Raw genomic sequence first — 18,587 nt, 5'->3', positions numbered from 1 at the left:
CTCAGGCATCCTCCTCCGAGGTGTTTTCGCCACGCTCCACATGAGCCTGAAACGCATCGAAGAATTGTCCGGCCAGCCGTTTTGCAACTCCACCGACCAGCCTTGAGCCCATCTGTGCAAGCTTACCCCCAAGGGCGGCATTTGCCTGATAAGTCAGTTCTGTGCCCTCATCAGTCTCGTGCAGGGTCACGACGGCATCGCCCTTGGCAAATCCTGCAATCCCGCCATTGCCCTCTCCGACAATCCGATAGCTTTCAGGAGCGTTGATATCCGTCAGGGTCACCTTTCCCTTGAATGTCGCCTTTACCGGCCCGATTTTCTGGATGACGGTTGCGACAAAACCGTCCTCGGCTGATCCTTCAAGGGACTGGCATCCGGGGATCGACGCGCGCAATGTCTCCGGATCGTTCAGATGCGCCCAGACATTTGCCCGGTCGGCAGCAATGGTACGCGTGCCAGAGAGTTCCATCTGTTTTCCTTCTTTTGGTTCATTTTCTTGACTTTCAGATGCATCGGCTTCGCAAACCCGACCTGTCCCAAGGCCTCGCTACAACAGACTTGGCAGGTAAAGGACAAGTGATGGGAACACATACATCAGGACGATCAGCGCAGCATCGCATCCAAGATAGGGGGCTGCCGCGATCGCCACCCGGCGAAGTGTTGTACCCTTTGGGGCCACACCAAGCATAACATACAACAACAACCCGAAAGGTGGTGTCGTTTGTGACATTTCAAGGCAGATCAGCACGAAAAGTCCGAACCAGAGCGGATTGATCCCGAGCTGCGTTGCGAGCGGGAAAAAGATCGGTGTTGTGATCAGGATCATCGATACCGGATCCATGAACATCCCAAGACAGATGAGCGCGACGAACATGATCAGCAACACCACGACAGTGCTGACATCGAAAGACGTCGCGAAGCGCAACATCCCCGAACTGGCGCCGGAATACGCCAGAAGCTGACTGAAGATACTGGAATTCAGGATGATGAAGAACACCATCCCCCCGATCTTGACCGTCGAAAGCAGCGCCTGCTGCACCGCATGATAGGTAAAGGCACGAAATGCGACCATCAGCACAAGGATTGACAGCACCCCAAAGGCTGCGGATTCAGTGGGCGTTGCCACGCCCAGCAGGATCAACCCCACCACCATGAAGACCACAAACCCCATAGGCACGATGTTAATCATGAAGGCACGGAATTTTTCGGCCGTCGAAACCTTCTCGATCTCATACTGCGGGGCGTTGGCGGGGTTCCACCAGACTTGTCCCCAGATCACCGCTGTATAGAGTAACGCCAACACCACGCCGGGCAGGATACCCGCAATCAGAAACCGCCCTACATCCAGGCCCGCGATTGTCGCAAGCAGCACCCCCAGCGTAGAGGGCGGAATGATCATGGCAAGGCCACCAGTGCCCAGGATCGGCCCTAGGGACATACGCCAGTGATACCCGCGCCGTTCCATTTCCGGAACCATCATTGACCCCAGCATGGCTGTATTTGCCATGCTCGACCCGGTCAGGGTCGAGAACAATGACCCGCCCCCGACCGTCAGAAAACACAGCCTGCCCGGAATGCGCCCGAGCAGCACATCAAGCGTGGAAAACACGCGCTGCGCGATCCCCGAATAGAAAAATAGCGAACCCATCAGGATGAAGAACGGAACTGGCGCCAGCTGGAACCGCGTTATCAGCGACGTCGAGTTATCCACGACCTGATAGAATGCAAATGTATCACCCATGAACAGGTAGGCGCAGATGAGATTGGTCGCCATGAAGGCGATTGCCACCGGAACACCCAGCATCATCTGAAAGACAACCAGCCCGACCAGCAGGCTCAGGGCAATGTACCATTCAAAGAACATTACAGCCCCTCATTATAATCGGTTTGGTCATACAGGCTACGACTGGTCAGCAGGTAGCGCGCGAATTCTATGGCAAGCAGCCCGAAAGCAACCGGAAAACCCGCATAGAGAAGCCAGTAAGGAAGATCGATAGAGCGTTCATCGAAATGGCCGCGGGCAATCGCGCTGCGCATGATATCGATACTGACGACCAGAAATATCAGACTGACCGCAATGCCGATCAGGTAGATGAACGATTCCAGAATTTTCCTTGGCGTACCCGTTAGCTGCTTAACCGCCATGTCAACCATGACATGGCCGCGCGTATTCAGCAGGTAGGGCGCGCTGAACAGTGTGAAATAAAGGAGAATATATTCAGTCACCGCAATCGTCGCCTGAAACGACCCATATCCAAGGGCACGAGACGCGACATTCGCAATAACCAGTCCGATGGAAATCGCAATGAGAATGGCAGCGAGCACCGCCAACGCATTTATCAGACCTATATATAGTCGTCCGATGAGAGCTAGCATCGCCCACCGCCCGTTCGCTGAAGATGAAAAATGCGGGCGCGCGCACCTTGCGCGCGCCCGGCGACGTCCGACAGTATCAGTCGGTGCGGTAGATCAGTTCCCGCAACTCTGCGGTGATATCGTCACCAACATTGGTGCGCACATTGTCCCACATTGCATCGAAAGCCCTCGAAAGATACTGGCTCGCGGCCTCACCTTCCATGCGAATGGCCTGCACGCCAGCGGCGTCACCAGCGGCCAGATCGGCCTCGCCCATTTCATCCATTTCCTGCATGGACGCCTGCTCGTAAGACAGCGCCACACGCGTTAACTGTTCGCGCGCCTCGTCGCTCAGGCGGTTCCACCGATCCTGATTGACCATGACCACATTCGCAAGGTTGTAGAACGCAGGTTCAACCCGGTAATTGACTGAATCCTGCAGACCGATCGATTCAAGCCCGACTGTCGGCCAGCCAAACCCGTCGATAACACCGCGATCCAGACCTTGCGGAACATCACCCGCTGGGATGGCGACAGGCGCCGCGTTCAGTTCCTCAATGATCGGGCGGTAAGCCCCGGTCGAACGAATTGATAGCCCTGTCAGGTCAACGACGCCGTCGTCTCCGATTGCAGGCTCTGTGGTAAGATAGAGATAATACCCGGCGCTTGTCTCACTCCAGGCAAGGAAGTGGGCATTGGCCTTTTCGCGGAAAATTCCTGCAAAATGCTCAAATGCGCCGCTGTCACGAATTTCGTCAATGCCGATATTCTGCAGCATCATTGCCTGTGCCTCTGGGATCGAACCTGTGGTAAAGGCAGCTGGAATCCACAAGATATCAAGCAGGCCACGCTCCAGCGCACCTACAGCGCGGTCCTGCGGGTTCACTTCGGGGCCGCCAAGCAGGTTGACCCGAACGGCGCCATCTTCTTCGTTTATGATATCGACGAAGTGCTTGATAAAACTTTGCGACAAAGTGTGCTGGGTCGGCAGCGCTGTTTGTGCGCGCAGCACGTCTTGGGCGCTGGCTGGGAACGCGGCGACTGCTGCAACGAATGCGAGTGCGTGGATTGGTCTTGTCATAAGAGAACTTCCTCCCGTTTCTGGACATGCTGCAGGCCGAACGCCAACAGTCTATCAAATGTATTTTTATCGATAATCATATTACTTGTCAAGTTTTAGATACTAAATCGATTATTTCGAGAGTGACGCGACCATCCCACCGACATCGACAATCACCCGGAAAACAATTTTCTGGCCATCCAGTCGGCCATCAACGGGCGCACGATATAGGGGATATTGTCGCAGACATGGTTCCCTTCGGCAAAAACCGACAATTCAGCATCCGCCCCCAGCTCTTGTATCATGCGTTGCGATTCGGACACGGGACACACATTGTCTTGACCGCTATGCACAATCAGGACCGGACAACCCACGTTGCCGAGAACCCTTGCGAGCGTATAGCTGCGCGCCAACTCTGCGCCTTCGGCCAGCGTCTCCACCCCGAGGGCATAGCAGATGGAATCAGTCGTTCCTTTTGGCATACGCGACCAGATCTCGCCCATGTCATAGAACCCGCCAATGCTGATGCAGGCACGCAGTCGCGCGTCTGTTGCGCCCCGCAGCGCGCAATAAGCGCCGAAACTGCGCCCCCATATTCCGATCCGGCCAGCATCAATCGCGTCATGCTGTTCCAACCGGTCAATGACAGCGCTGATTGGCGCTTCGAAATCTGGGCGCAGCTTCATTTTCGCCCATGTTAACCCTTGCCCCGGCCCATCATAGCTGAAGGTCGCCACCCCACGCGCCAGAAATTCGTTCTCGAATGTATGGAATTCTTCCTTGGTCGAATCAGCGCCCGGGTTCAGCAGTACACAGGGCGCACGCCCTCCGATCCCCGGCGGCAACCGCAGATTACCCTGAAACTCGACCCCTTCGAACGGGACAGTCAACTGCTGTGCAGGCGGCAAAAGGTATGGTGCGGCGCGCAGATAGGCGTCCTGCTGGCACTGTTGCATCCGCTGCTTTTCGGCAGAGTCAGCGAAATAGACGAATTGCCCGAAATGAAAATAAAGCGCGGCCTTCTGGAAAGCCGCGCCCGCGGTTACTGTCTGGCCTAGCGCGATCGCCGCAGCACCCAGTTCCGCGCGCATCCGGGCAAGCTTCTCCCATTCTCGCGGCCAGTCCCCTATCCGCTCAATGCGCTGCAACAGGGTCTGGATGTCATTGTAATCCACACCTGCCGCATACAGCCGTGGAAGTCTGTCCCGAAGCGTTTCGACAAGAAGATCATCTTCCATGCTGTTGTTCTCCTGCTGCCTGATGCCCTCAGCCTCGCGGCGGGCTGGTCGATGAATAATTTAATCGTAGGTTGACATAATAATTATCGATAGTCTATCCTATCATCGTAAGAACGTTCCGGCCTTGAAGGAGTGCTCGCATGCTCGGTCACAATATTCGAGAGGACCTTGCGATGGCATGCCGCGTACTGGCATCCCACCGCGTCATTGACCTTTGGGGTCACCTAAGCCTCAGGATCCCGCGCAGCGAGCATATTCTGATGACCCCACGTTTTGGCCGGGCCGCTTGGCCGCGCGGACTGTCGGGCAGACAAATGCTCGTGGTGGATCTGGATGGAACTATTGTCGAGGGCGATGGAGAACTTCCCGTTCAGGCCATGGCGGATCTTGCACTTTATCGTCGCGACACCGAGGCGGGGGCCTGTATCTGTTTTGCACCAAAATTCGCTATGGCTGCTGCGATTGCAGGTTTCGACCTGCAACCCATGACCCATATGGAATCGTTCATCGCCTATGACACGCAGGTCTGGAAATCGTCAGAACTTGCGGATACTCCGGCGACAGCCGACGATCTTGCAGCGTGCCTTTCCGCATCAGTCGCCGTTCAGCAGCCCGGCATAGCGGCTTGGGTAAAGGGCAAATCGATCCTTGAAGCGCTGCTCGCGGCTTATCATCTGGAATATCTGGCGCAACAAAACAGTATCATCGCAAACATGGACGTTGCGACGCTGTGTGCGCGCGCGGATTCCGAAAAAATGTGGCGCCAGTTCGCGGGCTGGGACCACTACGTCGAGTTCTTTCAGTCCCTTGATCCCGGTCCACTACCCCATCCGGCCCAAGCGCTCGACGGGATAGAGGACGCGGATGAAAACCGGCGCATCCGCGAAGCAACGAGCATTGCCTGCAAGTCACTTTGGGAACGCGACACGCTTGTGGCATTCCTTGAACATATCAGCCATCGGTTACCGCAAGACGATCGAATGATCATCAGCCCGGCCAAGAACTTCGCAATGGTCGAGGCCGAGGACATGTGCGTGACCGATCTGCGCGGAAACTGGATCGACGGACCTAAGCCACCGGGCTACAAGTTCTTCCACGCTCAGGTCCTTGCGGAACGCCCCGATGTTCAGGCCATCGTTCACACACATGATCTGTATGGCCGCAGCTATGCCCTGACCCGTCATGAACTTGTCCCGATGGCCCGCATCGGGCTGGATGTCGCGATGCGCCCGTTACCGACATATCCGCGCTGTGATCTGATCGTTGATTCAGATGTACGCCGCGATGTGATCGACCTGCTGGGGAACGGCCCTATTGTGCACGAAGCCTGCCATGGCACCGATTTTGTCGCCGAAACGCTGGAAGAGGCTTTGGTAAATGCGGTCCAGCGCGAACAGTTTCTGGAACTCGATCACCTTGCGCGGCGCTTCGGGGGCGTCAATTCGATGCCGACAGCGCGCGACAGGATCGCAGCGCTGGAGTTTTCAAACAATGACTGGTGGTGGTTCTACACCTCCGAAATCAACGCCCCGCGTCGCAGTGCTGCTGGTCTGTGACGATGACGCGGCCACGCTAAAGGAGGGTCCTGAAAGATGACCATGAAGACGGAGCAGATGCGCGTACAGATGCATGACGTGCTTGGGGGATGCCCAATTCCCGATGCGGCACTTGATCAATATGCCGCGATCATCGCCGATCTGTCGGGTGCGATCTGCAACGCGGCCAAGACATTGCACCCCGAAGATACGGCAGCAGATTTCGCAGCCTTCCTAGACCGCTTTGCCGAAAGCGCTGATGATGCTTCTTGATCTGACACTGGTAGAGGCGGCAGACGCCTTGGCACGCGGGGAAATCACGTCCGAGGCCTTGACCGCTGCATCATTGGACCGGCTTGAACACGCAGGGAAATCCCTGAATGCTGTCATTGCGCTGGACCGCGATTCAGCGATGATGCAGGCACGGGACAGGGATGCCATGCGTGCAAAAGGCGCACCCTGCGGCAAACTGCACGGCGTGCCATTAGCTCACAAGGATCTGTTTTACCGCGCCGGCCGCGTTTCAACCTATGGCTCGCCCATTCGCTCGGATCATGTTCCAGACGTAACGGCAACCGCGCTTGCACGGCTAGACAGCGCCGGCGCTCTCGATATCGCAACGTTGTCCTTGTCCGAATTCGCCTTCAGCCCTACCGGCTTCAATCAGACGACGGGACACGGGCGCAACCCTTGGTCTGTCGAACACATCGCGGGCGGATCGTCCAGCGGATCGGCCATCGCGACAGCTGCGCGCATGGTTTTTGGTGCGTTGGGCACCGATACGGGCGGGTCCATCCGCCACCCTGCCGCAGCGTGCGGGGTTGTCGGGCTGAAGCCGACACTGGGGCGGGTCAGCCGCTTCGGGGTTGGGCCGCTTTCAGTCAGCCTCGACTGTGTGGGCCCTGTGGCGCGCACCGCGCGCGACTGCGCGCGACTGTTGTCGGTTATCGCAGGCTCAGACCCGCAGGACCCAGCCACATCTGCTGTTGCTGTTCCCGATTTCGAGCGCGCGCTAAGCGGTGATCTGGCGGGGCTGCGCATTGCTGTGCCGCGTGCGTTCCATGACGCCCCGGTTACTGCCGAAGTTGCTGGATTGCTCGAGGCCAGCATTGCGGTCCTGCGCGAACGCGGCGCACAGATCGTCGATTGTCCGGCACCCGATCTTGATGTTGCGAATGCGCTTGGTCAGGCGGTCATGGCAGTCGAAGCGGCAGCGGTGCATCGGCCATGGCTTGCCACACGCCGCGATGACTATGCTGAAGTGGTCCGCAGTCGGATTGAACCGGGCTTTTTCCTGCCCGCTGTGGAATATCACGATGCCCTGCGTGCCCGCCGAAAGGTCTTGCAGGACTATATGGATGTGGTTTTCGCGAATGCAGATCTGGTGCATCTGCCGATGTTCGCCCAAGAGGTCCCGACCATTGCCCGAACAATCGACGGCGAGCCTGGGGAAATCAGCGCAACCCTCGCCGCGCTGACCCGCTTTACCCGCAGCCTGAATTTTTTGGGACTGCCTGCGATCAGCATCCCAGCGGGCTTTACCCGAAACGGACTTCCCGCAGGCTTTCAGCTTGCTGCAAGACCGTTTCACGAGGCGACGTTGTTGCGCGCAGCCGATGCCTACCAGCGGGATACCGATTGGCACCGCAAGACGCCCCCGCTTTGACCAGCCCGCAACGCCACGCTGGCTGATCGGGCATTGATGCAAGACCAAACTGAAAGATAGGACAAAAACATGAAACTATTGCGGTGGGGACCGATCGGGCAGGAAAAGCCGGCCATTATGGATGCGCAGGGGATCGCGCGGGATCTTTCCGGGCTGGTGCCCGATATTGCAGGACCAGTCTTGTCAGATACCGGTCTGGAAATGCTGCGCGGGCTGGACGCTGCCAGCTTGCCGCGCATTCCCGACGGGGCTCGGATGGGGCCATGTGTCGGCCAGACAGGCAAGGTTATCTGCATAGGGTTGAACTATTCCGATCATGCCGCTGAAACCGGCGCGCCCGTGCCTCTCGAACCCATTACCTTCATGAAGGCAACCTCGGCTCTGTGTGGGCCAAACGATCCAATTATCGTACCCCGCGGGTCCGAGAAAACTGACTGGGAGGTCGAGCTAGCCATAATCGTAGGGACGACAGCGCGCTATGTTCCCGAGTCAGATGCGCTGTCGTTCATCGCCGGATATGCGGTTGCAAATGACGTAAGCGAGCGCGCGTGGCAGATGGAACATTCTGGTCAGTGGACGAAGGGCAAAAGCTCGGACAATTTCGGGCAGGTCGGCCCTTGGCTGGTCACCCGGGACGAAGTTCCCGATCCACAGGCATTGCGCCTGTGGCTGAGCGTGAACGATGTCAGGATGCAGGACGGTTCGACCAGCACAATGGTGTATGGTGCGGCATTCCTTATCAGCTATCTGAGCCGTTTTTTCACGCTGCACCCTGGCGACATTATCATGACGGGAACGCCACCGGGTGTGGGTCTGGGGATGAAACCGCCCCAGTTCCTTAAACCCGGCGATGTCGTTGAGCTGGGGATCACAGGGTTGGGGCAGCAACGCCAGGACGTCATCGCTGATGACCGGCCTTAACCACCAGCCAGAAACATAAAGAAGCCTATGACAAAAATCGCCAGTTCAACCGCCACGCCACGAAAGCCACGTGTCGCCGTCTTCGCGACGGGCGGTACGATTGCAATGACCCGGACCGCGCATGGCGCGATTGCCCCCTCGCTGTCGGGCGAGGCATTGCTTGCAGCCGTTCCCGGCCTGGCGGATGTCGCCAGCTTCGATGTGATCTCTCCGATGCAGAAGCCCGGCGCGTCCCTCACGATACCGGATATTCTCTCAGTGGCCGAACAGGTACGCGCAGCACTCGTGAACGGAGCAGCCGGGGCGATCATCATTCAGGGGACCGACACGATAGAGGAAACGGCCTTCGTTTTGGATTGCGTGTTGTCGACATCTGCGCCTGTCGTGGTCACGGGTGCCATGCGCGGGCCGGAAGCCGCCGGTGCCGACGGGCCGGCCAATCTTCTGGCTTCGGCCATTGTTGCAGCCAGCGCGGTACGCGATGCCGGCGTGATGGCGGTTGTTGGCGATACCGCCCATGCGGCGGTGTTTGTGCGCAAGGGACATACAGGATTGCCCGATGCCTTCACATCGGCGCCGCAAGGCCCATTGGGTCATGTGATCGAGGGCCGGTTTCACCCGCTCATGCGTCCGCCGAAACAAGTCCAGATCAATCTGGACACAGATGCACCCATTCCGCCCGTTGCACTGGTGCAGATCGGTCTGGGCGAGGATGGACGCATATTGCGGCACCTCGCGGATATGGGGTTCAAGGGCGCAGTCATCGCGGCCATGGGCGCTGGCCATGTACCGCAGGAGATTGTCCACGCACTGAATGCGCTGGCCGCAAAGATGCCTGTTATCCTATCCAGCCGTGTGCCGGCCGGGCCGGTTTTCGAGCAGACTTATGGTTTTGCCGGTTCAGAAGTCGACCTGTTGCAGCGCGGGCTTATCTCCGGTTGGGCGCTGGGACCTTTGAAAGCGCGACTGCTGTTGCAACTGGCACTGGCCAGCGGGTGCTGGGAACCGACCGAACTAAGAAAGCTGTTTGGGCATTTCGCCTATCGATAAAGCCGACCCGGACCCGCTTCAGCATGAGGAACTCGCATGAAACGACGCAATCTCGGAAGTTTGAAAGTTTCCGCCATCGGGCTGGGCTGCATGGGGATGACACCGATTTATGGAACACCCGACCCACAAGAGGCGATCGATACCATCCATCATGCGCTGGATCACGGCATCGATATGATCGATAGCTCCGACGCTTATGCGTTCGGCAAGAACGAAGAGCTGATCGCCCGCGCCATCGCCGACCGGCGTGACAAGGTCGTGCTGGCAACCAAATTCGGCAATCTGCGCAACCCGGATGGCAGTCTGGCGGTGAATGGCAAACCCGACTATGTCCGTACGGCCTGCGAGGCAAGCCTGAAGCGGCTGAAGACCGACGTAATCGATCTTTACTATGTTCACCGCATCGATCCGAATGTCCCGATCGAAGAGACGGTCGGCGCTATGGCGGATCTGAAGGTGGAAGGTAAGATCCGTCATCTGGGCCTGTCCGAAGCGGCCCCTGACACCCTGCGCCGCGCGCATGCGGTGCATCCGATCACGGCATTACAGACCGAATATTCGCTCTGGACACGGGATGTGGAAGCCGAGTTACTGGACCTTTGCAAGATCCTCGGGGTCGGGTTTGTAGCATATTCACCGCTGGGTCGCGGTTTCCTGACCGGTATGATCGACAGCCCCGATGCGCTTGCCGAAAACGACCGCCGCCGCGACCATCCGCGCTTCAAGCCTGATAACATGAACGCAAATGCCACCCTGTCGCACGAATTGCGCAAACTGGCAAACGAAGAAGGATGCACGCCTGCGCAACTCTCCCTGGCATGGGTGCTGACCCGCGGGGACAACATTGTGCCTATCCCCGGCACAAGCAAGCGCAAATGGCTTGACCAGAACATCGCGGCGCTGGATGTCCGGTTTTCGGACGCAACTGGCGCAGAATTGGCGCGAATATTCCCACCCGGTGCAGCCGCCGGCACGCGTTACCCCCCCGCGCAGATGAAAACTCTTCATCTGTGAAGCCCCGAACCCTCTGGCGGGACGCATTCCCTGCCCCAAGGTGAGAGCCGCGATGCCAAAAACTGATCCCGGTACGACATGCGCGCCCGGTGCAGAACACGGCAGCGCGATCAGCGCCACATATCTCTGCGCGTTTTTCAGCCTCAGCCAGATGCAGATGATAGCCCTTTCCGTCCCGCTATGGGGTGGCAGTCTGGGGCTATCGGCGGCTGTGCTGGGTCTGGCCATGGCGTCGCGTTCGATCCTGCCACTGGTGTATTCCATTCACTGCGGGGCCCTCATGGATCATCTGGGCGTCAGGCCTATGCTGGTGGCCGCCTCTACGATTGGCGTTGCGCTGATTCTAGCACATCCAGTCCTGCCCTTCGCGTCAGCGCTGATCATCTTGCAAGTCATTCTTGGGCTCAGTTCAGCAATATGCTGGCTTGGCGCACAAACCGCTATTGGGCAACTGGCTGCGGGCAATCGCCGTTACACTGCGCGATTTTCCCTGTTTTCGGTGGCCGGTCTGATTGTTGGACCGATCGTTCTCGGGCTAGTTTGGCAGACCCTCGGACCCATTGCCGGATTTACGTTAATTGGCTTTTGGGGGTGCGGAACATTGATTGCAGCCCGGCGCCTTCCAGCGGCGCGTCGCCCTGATTCTGCGCCTGCGCCGCAACACTGGTCTCGCCTCGTGCTGCCGGATCTCGCGGCGTATCGCCGCGCGCTTCAGCTTGCTATGACCGCGGCGGGAGCATACCTTGTCATCTTCAGCTTGCTGCGCCTTGCCGGGATCACGATGCAGGAAAGCTTCTATCCGGTTTTGTTGCAGGGCATGGGGTATCCGGCAGGGATCATCGGAATGCTGGTGGGTCTGGGCAATCTTGTCAGCCTGCCCGCTTCCCTGTTGTCTGAACGCTGGACGCGGTTGTGGGGTGGTGACGGTCGCGCGCTAGCGGGCGCCATCGCCCTGTCGTTATGTGCGATGGCTGCTACCCCTATGCTGACATCGCTGCCCCTGCTGGTGGCCGGTGTGGTGGTGTTCGGGTTCGGGGTTGGCGTCAGTATGCCGGGTATCCTGAACCTGATGTCCGCGGGGCTTCCACAACAGGATCAGGGTGTTGCAGCAGGGTTGCGCGCCACCGCCAACCGCCTTGCGACGTTTGGTCTACCGATCCTGATGGGTGTTCTGGCGCAAGTCGCTGGTCTGGAGGCCAGTTTCTGGATCATGGGAGGGTTGCTTGCACTCCTCACTATTCTGGCCGGGATTGCCGCACGCCGGTTGTAACGGGCGTGCGGCCGAAGGCGCGATCAGCCACGCTGATTACGCGCATCCTCTATGGCCTGCCATACCCGATAGGGAGTCGCAGGCATATCCAGATGCGTCACCCCCAGAGCCGACAGCGCATTCACAACAGCATTGATATATGCAGATAGGGCACCGACAGCGCCAGCTTCGCCCGCGCCCTTGATGCCCAGCGCATTGTTGGTGCTGGGTACAGGGTTGGAGATTACATCTATCATTGGCAGGTCAGAGGCGCGGGGCATCGGATAATCCATGAATGATCCTGTCAGCAGCTGCGCAGACTCCGGGTCGAAGACAATTTCTTCGCCTGCGGCCTGCCCGATGCCCTGCGCGACACCGCCATGAATCTGCCCCTTGACCATCATTGGATTCACCACAGTCCCAACGTCATCGACCACCAGATACCGTTCTATGGTCACGCGCCCGGTTGCCGGATCAATCTCGACCTCGCAGACATGCACACCATTTGGAAAGTTCGCTTCGGGCGGAACAACGATCGCGGTAGCGCCCAATCCCATATCCCAGTTGATTGGCAGTTTTCCACGGGTGAACGATGCGCGTGCGATCTCTTCGATCCGCATGTTTCGATTCGTGTCGCGCACATGAAATGTGCCATCCGCGAAGTCGATCTGGTCTGGATCAGCTTCCAGCAGATGCGCGGCGATTTCGCGGGCACGCGCGATCACCTTGTCCGCCGCGCGCCGGAGTGCCAGCCCCCCTGCCATGGCCGAACGCGACCCGAATGTCCCGCGCCCATGGATAACGCGGTCGGTATCACCTGATGTAACCCGCACTGCCTCGGGTTTCACGCCCAGAAACTCGACAGCCATCTGGCGAAAAGCCGTCTCGTGGCCTTGGCCATGGTTCTGTGTGCCCATAAGCAATGTAACGCCGCCGCCCGTATCAAACCTGATTTCGGCGCCTTCTTCATTGGTATTGCGGAACGGGCCACCTGCGATTTCGATCGCATTTATCAGGGATATACCACGCAACATCCCCCGCGCTTCCGACTCTTGCCGGCGCGCCGGAAACCCTGCGTAGTCGGACGCCTCTAGCGCGATATCCATATTCCGTTCGAAATCGCCGGTGTCATAAACGAACAGGAACCCGGTATCGTATGGCATTGCCGCGGCCGGGATCAGGTTGCGGCGGCGCAATTCGACAGGGTCTATCCCCAGTTCATGCGCCGCAAGGTCGATAACCCGTTCTATGGCATACGTCGCCTCAGGGCGCCCTGCGCCACGATAAGGCGCTGTCGGCTGAGTGTTGGTATAGACGCCAAGCACTTCGGCGTGAATAGCCGGCGTCGTATAGACCCCGGAAAGGCCGCCCAGATTATTGGTTGGCGAATGTGGCGTATTGAACCCCAGATACGCACCCAAGTTGGCTTTTGTGCGCACCTTAAGGCCAAGGAACTTGCCATGATCGTCCAGCGCAAGCTCAACTTGGGAAAAGTTGTCGCGCGCGTGGAAATCCGACAGGAAAGATTCCGAACGCGTCGCTGTCCAACGAACCGGGCGGCCCAGCTTCTTCGCTGCCCAAAGCACAAGGACATGTTCGGGATAGGGGCTGCCCTTCATGCCGAATGCACCCCCGACATCGGGTGCTATGATGCGCAGCCGCATAGGGTCTATTCTCAGCGATTTCTCGGCAATCTCGCTGCGGATCTTGTGGGGGATCTGGACACCGGCAGTCAGCGTATACCGATCTTCGTTCCTGTCATAGCTGCCAAGAGCATTGCGCGGCTCCAACGCATTCGCCGACACGCGGGAGACGCGGAAATTGAGACTGGTAATATGCGCCGCGCCAGAAAAAGCGTCTTCTGTTCGCGCGCGGTCGCCAGCTTCGAACACAAAGCAGATATTGTCATCCACAAGGCCCGGCCAGACAACAGGCGCACCCGGCTCCGAAGCCTGTAGCGCGCTGCTCACCGCATCAAGCGGTTCGTAATCGACCATCACCATTTCGGCCGCATCGCGCGCGGCATTACGGGTTTCCCCGACCACGATCGCCACACCCTCGCCAATGTACCGGACAAGATCGCTGGCCAGCGGGTAAAATGGCGGACGCTCCATCGGGCTTCCGTCACGCTTGTGACGTTGAACCATTGTCTCAAACGCGCCAATGCCATCGGCGACCAGATCGGCACCAGTCAGCACGCACAAGACACCCGGATGCGCCTCCGCTTCGGATGTATCGATCCCCAAAATACGCGCCGACGCATGCGGGGCACGAATAACGGCCATATGCGCCTCGCGGCTGGCCGTCAGATCATCCACATAACGCCCTCGACCTGTCGTCAGACGCAGATCTTCGGAGCGGGGAACGGACTGCCCCATACCAGCATTCAGTGTCATCAATTGCTCCGTATTGTGAGAGGTTACGCTCACTCGACAAGGTCGTGCGTCGAGGGATGAAATAGCTCTTCGGGGTTCACCTTGCGGCTGGCGGTTCCATCGGCATGCATGTAGCGCGTCATCGCCTCCAGTTCAGCGCGGTTGCGCTGAAAACCGTAGGGCCATGGATCGCCCCCGGTAATCGCCATCGCATCCGCATAGTCATGTGCCGCCCAAGGCAGCGATACACGCAGGACATTCGACATGGACATTTCGTCCTGCCGCAGCTTCTTTGCCTTGGAAAAGGCGCGGAACAGTGCTTCCGGCAGCCATGGGTTCGCGTCCGCCACGTCTTTTCGCAGGGCAAGCGCGTGCATGATAGGGAAGAATCCAGTCTGCTGGTAATAGGCAACCTCGGCGGCACGCAAATCAGGATACAGACGCCGCACTGCCGGATTACCATTCAGAATACTGGCTGGTACCCGAGGGCTGATAATTGCATCCAACCGCCCAGACAGCAGCATGTCATCAAGAGTGTCATCCCGCTGCAGCGGCACGACGCTGATGTCATCAGGCAGGGTCAAGGCGATACGCTCGCCCGCGCTGGGAGCATTCAGCCCGCCGACATGCCATGTCACATCGGAAGCCTTGACCCCTTCGTCTAGCATCATGCCGCGCACCCACATTGCTGCGGTCTGCTGGTATTCCGGCACCCCGACCATTGCGCCTTTCATATCTGCAAGGGACGCTACGCGCCCAGCGCTGCGCACAAAGATCCCGGAATGGCGAAAGGCCCGCGACAGGAATACGGGGACAGCGATATAGTTCGCGTCTCCGCGCGCAGTCGTGACGATATGGCTCGACATCGACAATTCAGATATCTCGTAGCTGCAATTGTTTAGCGCTTCTCGGAAAATCGCCTCCGGCTCGGAGAATTGCATGCGTACCTTGCATCCTTGCACTTCTGCCTCACCAGTTGCAAACAATCGGGTGCGGTCGCTTGCGACGCAAGTGATCGTGAATTCGGGCTCGCTCATTTTTCTACCTGACTTTGGATGAGGGGAAGGGAACATTTACGCAACGGGATTGGTCAGCGTACCGATACCCGAAATCGTGACCGAAACCCTATCGCCCGGTTGCAGATACACCGGAGGATCCTGCCCTATACCGACCCCAGCAGGCGTTCCCGTAACAATGACATCCCCCGGGTTGAGAGTCATGGTCGCACTTAACGTTTCAATAAGAGTAGGAATATCGAAGATAAGATCACGAATCATTGCGCGCTGTCGTTCCTCGCCATTGACCCGCGTGACAAGCTCATGCCCGGTGATGTCGCCTATGTCATCCGCAGTAACGATCCAAGGCCCCAACGGGCAGAAACTGTCCAGACTTTTTCCGATAAGCCACTGATTGTGGCGTTTCTGCAGATAACGTGAGGTAACATCGTTGCAAATAGTATACCCGAAGACGGCACTATAGGCATCAGCTTTGGCAACCTTATGAGCACGCTTTCCGATGATGACAGCAAGTTCGCCTTCATAATCCACGGTTCCGGTTGGATCCAGCGATGCATTGATCACGTCACCTTGTCCTACAAGACTGGAGCCAAGCTTCGCAAACACAACTGGCTCTTCGGGGATCTCATCTTGGGCTGTGGAATCAAATCCGCTTCCGAAAAACTCCTTCGCATGGGCATGGTAATTTTTGCCCACGCATATCAGTGCGCGGTCACGCGAGACAACGGGCGGATCAAGGCGCACTGCCGACAAGGCGACCCGAGGTGCATTCTCAACCTGAGCCCCGATCTTGATTGCCGCCGAGTTCCCCGCCTCGATTAAATCAAGCAAAGCGTGACCGGGATCGCCACGCGAAATAACAGCCAGCGTATCTCCTTCCACAACCCCAAGGCCCGGACCATCGGCATCGGTAAAGGCTGCAATAATCATAATTTCCTCTTTTCTCGGTGCTTTATATTTTCATCGATGAAAATAAGAAACATCGTCAATTATGTCAAGCCATAGAGAAATCTTATCCTGAGTGTTTCGGGCGCGATCACGACGTCGCCACGGATGGCGGCATCGGCGGTTGCAGGATTTTTCCACACATGGAGGGGTTTAATGCGATGGCGGAGACCTATCGCGACCGCGTCGGCACACCGATCCGGGGGCTGTCGCGAGACGCTGGCCTGACCGAGACGCGAAAGGCACCGCGGCGCCTGGTCGAGAAGATTGTGCTGGAGCCGCACGCGGATGGGGAAGGTCTGGATATTGACCTGCACGGCACAGTGCTCGGCCTATTGGTAAGCGCGACGCCGATCCCTTCCTGTCATTTCTGATCTGAAGCCAGCATTCTACGCGCACACGTGCAGTGGAGGTGTTGGATTTGGAGAGAGACCACAAAATGGGCGTCCATTTGGACGGCTCAAGGGGTGTTGGAGTTTCCCGGCTGGAAGTGATCGAGGGTCCGAGTGGTCGGCGGCGACGCACGAAGGCGGAGCGTGCGCGGATCGCGGCGGAAAGCATGATGCCCGGCGTGACGGTGGCCGATGTTGCGCGCAAGCACGGCACGACGCGCTGGCAGATTTACGATTGGCGAAAGCAACTTCGTATGGGCAATCTGGTAGTGTCCAAGAGCGTGGCATCCTTGCCGGTCTTCGCAGAACTGGTGGTCGATGACATCGCGTCGGAGGCGCCGCCCGCGGCTATCACCAGGTCCGATCTGGAGATCGTCGTAGGCGGCGATGTTGTGATCCGCGCTGGCGCTGGTGTCGATGAGGGTCAGCTGACGCGTGCGATCCGTGCGGCACGGGCTGCGGCATCGTGATGTTCGGTCATGGTGGGCCGGTGAAGGACTTCGTGGCGACCCGGCCAGTGGACTTTCGCAAGGGCATAGATGGCCTGGCCCTCGCGGTGCGGGAAATGTTCGGGATGGACCCGTTCTGTGGGGCGGCATCATCGACGGGATCGAGGCCGGGCTCCTGTCCCCCTTCCGCTACATGGGCGTGCCGGACGAGGTCGATTATGCCCAGATCCCCTGGCGATCCGCCCAGTTCGACCCCGAGGCGCTGGAGGCGGCGCTCGCAACCGAAGCACGCGCGCAGAACGCGCTGGACCAGTTCCACCGCCACCGCGCGGGCCCGGCGATCGGCTTTTGTTGTTCGGTCCGGCATGCCGAATTCATGGCCGCCTTCTTCCGCGGCCGGGGCCTGCGCGCCGTGGCCGTCCATTCCGGTCCTGGCTCAGCCCCGCGCGCCACCTCGCTGGACCAGCTGGGCCGGGGCGAGATCGACATCCTCTTTGCCGTCGACATGTTTAATGAAGGGGTGGACGTGCCCGCGATCGGCACGGTGATGATGTTGCGCCCGACAGAAAGCGTGATCCTGTGGCTGCAACAGCTGGGCCGCGGCCTGCGCCGGGTCGAAGGGAAGGTGTTGCGGGTGATCGACTATATCGGGAACCACCGGGTGTTCCTGACCAAGCTGCGCGCACTGCTGGACGCGGGACCGGGTGACCGGTCCCTGGCGCTGCGGTTGGAACAGGCCGTCGTCGGGCAGCTGCCCCTGCCGCCGGGCTGTTCAGTGACCTAATGATCTGCGGGTAATGGAGATCCTGCGCGACCTTCTACGCCCAAAATCCGGAATGGAGTATCTTGAGGCGCAGTACCGCGACTTCCACCTGCGCAACGGGCGCCGTCCCCGGGCGGCCGAGGTGGCAGCCATGGGGTTTGACCCCGCCCGCAACGGGCACGGAGGCTGGTTCGACTTCGTCCGCGACATGGGCGATCCGGTGGACGCGTCGGCGCTGGCTACTGTGGGCGACCTGCTGCGGCGGGTGGAGCGGGACCGGTCCCTCACCCCGCTCGCGCTGGAAGCGCTCCGCCGCCTGCGCGACAGCACCCCGACGCCCGAGGACGGGCGCGCCTTCTGGGCCTTCGAGCCGCTCCTGTCGGCCGATGGTGACCGCATGCGCCTGACCCGGCCCGATCCGGACGGACAGGCCACCGCGATGCTGGCCGAACTGGCCGAGTGGCGGCTGGGAACCATGCCGGACTGAACTGATGCGGTGGATGCCCCCACCCGCCGGCATCGTATACCATGACGTGTCTATATTCGCTTAGTGGAGGGC

19 protein-coding genes and 1 pseudogene are annotated in these 18,587 nt (G+C 58.9%); 12 read left to right on the top strand and 8 right to left on the bottom strand.

Annotated features, from left to right (window positions below; translation table 11 throughout):
* Position 1: 1 nt before the first annotated feature.
* The 5 genes from BG455_RS03080 to BG455_RS03060 all read right to left on the bottom strand — a co-directional run bounded on the left by BG455_RS03080 (position 2) and on the right by BG455_RS03060 (position 4,653).
* On the bottom strand, positions 2-469 hold the full coding sequence (locus BG455_RS03080; RefSeq protein ID WP_071468507.1) for an SRPBCC family protein: 468 nt from the start codon (positions 467-469) through the stop codon (positions 2-4).
* A gap of 78 nt (positions 470-547) precedes the next feature.
* Complete coding sequence (locus BG455_RS03075; protein WP_071468506.1) at positions 548-1,864, bottom strand: TRAP transporter large permease; 1,317 nt, start codon at positions 1,862-1,864, stop codon at positions 548-550.
* Positions 1,864-2,376, bottom strand: a complete 513-nt coding sequence (locus BG455_RS03070; protein ID WP_084386108.1) for a TRAP transporter small permease — start codon at positions 2,374-2,376, stop codon at positions 1,864-1,866. Before BG455_RS03070 ends, BG455_RS03075 begins: the two co-directional genes overlap by 1 nt.
* A gap of 76 nt (positions 2,377-2,452) precedes the next feature.
* Positions 2,453-3,436: a TRAP transporter substrate-binding protein DctP gene (gene dctP / locus BG455_RS03065; RefSeq protein WP_071468504.1), complete on the bottom strand. Its 984-nt coding sequence runs from the start codon at positions 3,434-3,436 to the stop codon at positions 2,453-2,455.
* Between the two features lie 152 nt (positions 3,437-3,588).
* Entirely contained in the window at positions 3,589-4,653 is a 1,065-nt protein-coding gene (locus tag BG455_RS03060; RefSeq protein ID WP_071468503.1) for an alpha/beta hydrolase family protein, read from the bottom strand.
* Positions 4,654-4,793: 140 nt separating this feature from the next.
* Between BG455_RS03060 and BG455_RS03055 the strand changes: the two genes are divergently transcribed.
* The 7 genes from BG455_RS03055 (at position 4,794) to BG455_RS03025 (ending at position 12,109) form a co-directional block, all read left to right on the top strand.
* Positions 4,794-6,209, top strand: a complete 1,416-nt coding sequence (locus tag BG455_RS03055; RefSeq protein WP_084386107.1) for a class II aldolase/adducin family protein — start codon at positions 4,794-4,796, stop codon at positions 6,207-6,209.
* Between the two features lie 36 nt (positions 6,210-6,245).
* Positions 6,246-6,461 (top strand): hypothetical protein, encoded by a 216-nt coding sequence (locus BG455_RS03050; RefSeq protein ID WP_071468501.1) that lies wholly within the window; start codon positions 6,246-6,248, stop codon positions 6,459-6,461.
* Positions 6,448-7,854, top strand: a complete 1,407-nt coding sequence (locus BG455_RS03045; protein ID WP_071468500.1) for an amidase — start codon at positions 6,448-6,450, stop codon at positions 7,852-7,854. The genes BG455_RS03050 and BG455_RS03045 overlap by 14 nt, the downstream gene beginning before the upstream one ends.
* Before the next feature lie 69 nt (positions 7,855-7,923).
* The gene (locus BG455_RS03040) at positions 7,924-8,775 is read left to right on the top strand and encodes a fumarylacetoacetate hydrolase family protein (RefSeq protein ID WP_071468499.1); all 852 of its coding nucleotides are present in this window, start codon (positions 7,924-7,926) and stop codon (positions 8,773-8,775) included.
* 27 nt (positions 8,776-8,802) lie between these two features.
* Positions 8,803-9,825, top strand: a complete 1,023-nt coding sequence (locus tag BG455_RS03035) for an asparaginase (RefSeq protein ID WP_071468498.1) — start codon at positions 8,803-8,805, stop codon at positions 9,823-9,825.
* A 36-nt stretch (positions 9,826-9,861) separates the two neighbouring features.
* On the top strand, positions 9,862-10,839 hold the full coding sequence (locus BG455_RS03030; RefSeq protein ID WP_071468497.1) for an aldo/keto reductase: 978 nt from the start codon (positions 9,862-9,864) through the stop codon (positions 10,837-10,839).
* A gap of 52 nt (positions 10,840-10,891) precedes the next feature.
* Positions 10,892-12,109 (top strand): MFS transporter, encoded by a 1,218-nt coding sequence (locus BG455_RS03025; protein WP_071468496.1) that lies wholly within the window; start codon positions 10,892-10,894, stop codon positions 12,107-12,109.
* Between the two features lie 23 nt (positions 12,110-12,132).
* Here the strand turns inward: BG455_RS03025 and BG455_RS03020 are convergent, their stop codons facing one another.
* Genes BG455_RS03020 through BG455_RS03010 form a run of 3 tightly spaced genes read right to left on the bottom strand, consistent with a single transcriptional unit; the run spans position 12,133 to position 16,409 of the window.
* Positions 12,133-14,484, bottom strand: coding sequence for a xanthine dehydrogenase family protein molybdopterin-binding subunit (locus tag BG455_RS03020; RefSeq protein ID WP_071468495.1), 2,352 nt, complete (start codon positions 14,482-14,484; stop codon positions 12,133-12,135).
* A gap of 29 nt (positions 14,485-14,513) precedes the next feature.
* Entirely contained in the window at positions 14,514-15,500 is a 987-nt protein-coding gene (locus BG455_RS03015) for a type 2 periplasmic-binding domain-containing protein (protein ID WP_071468494.1), read from the bottom strand.
* Between the two features lie 36 nt (positions 15,501-15,536).
* Positions 15,537-16,409 carry a fumarylacetoacetate hydrolase family protein gene (locus tag BG455_RS03010; RefSeq protein ID WP_071468493.1) on the bottom strand — a complete coding sequence of 291 codons (873 nt, stop codon included), beginning with the start codon at positions 16,407-16,409 and terminating at the stop codon, positions 15,537-15,539.
* A 17-nt stretch (positions 16,410-16,426) separates the two neighbouring features.
* Here BG455_RS03010 and BG455_RS17050 point away from each other — a divergent pair, with 17 nt between their 5' ends.
* The 5 genes and pseudogenes from BG455_RS17050 to BG455_RS17510 all read left to right on the top strand — a co-directional run bounded on the left by BG455_RS17050 (position 16,427) and on the right by BG455_RS17510 (position 18,515).
* Positions 16,427-16,798: a hypothetical protein gene (locus BG455_RS17050; protein WP_143079868.1), complete on the top strand. Its 372-nt coding sequence runs from the start codon at positions 16,427-16,429 to the stop codon at positions 16,796-16,798.
* Between the two features lie 32 nt (positions 16,799-16,830).
* Positions 16,831-17,286: an IS66-like element accessory protein TnpA gene (gene tnpA / locus BG455_RS03000; RefSeq protein WP_245735457.1), complete on the top strand. Its 456-nt coding sequence runs from the start codon at positions 16,831-16,833 to the stop codon at positions 17,284-17,286.
* Positions 17,286-17,399 (top strand): annotated as a pseudogene (gene tnpB / locus BG455_RS17680) (IS66 family insertion sequence element accessory protein TnpB); the annotation flags it as partial. The gene tnpA and the pseudogene tnpB, both read left to right, overlap by 1 nt.
* A gap of 59 nt (positions 17,400-17,458) precedes the next feature.
* Positions 17,459-18,049, top strand: coding sequence for a helicase-related protein (locus tag BG455_RS17515; RefSeq protein ID WP_245735456.1), 591 nt, complete (start codon positions 17,459-17,461; stop codon positions 18,047-18,049).
* Between the two features lie 52 nt (positions 18,050-18,101).
* Positions 18,102-18,515 (top strand): hypothetical protein, encoded by a 414-nt coding sequence (locus BG455_RS17510; protein ID WP_245735455.1) that lies wholly within the window; start codon positions 18,102-18,104, stop codon positions 18,513-18,515.
* Positions 18,516-18,587 lie beyond the last annotated feature (72 nt).

Source organism: Roseinatronobacter thiooxidans, from assembly GCF_001870675.1.
Taxonomy (GTDB): Bacteria; Pseudomonadota; Alphaproteobacteria; order Rhodobacterales; family Rhodobacteraceae; genus Roseinatronobacter; species Roseinatronobacter thiooxidans.
This window is presented reverse-complemented; position numbering and strand designations above follow the sequence as displayed.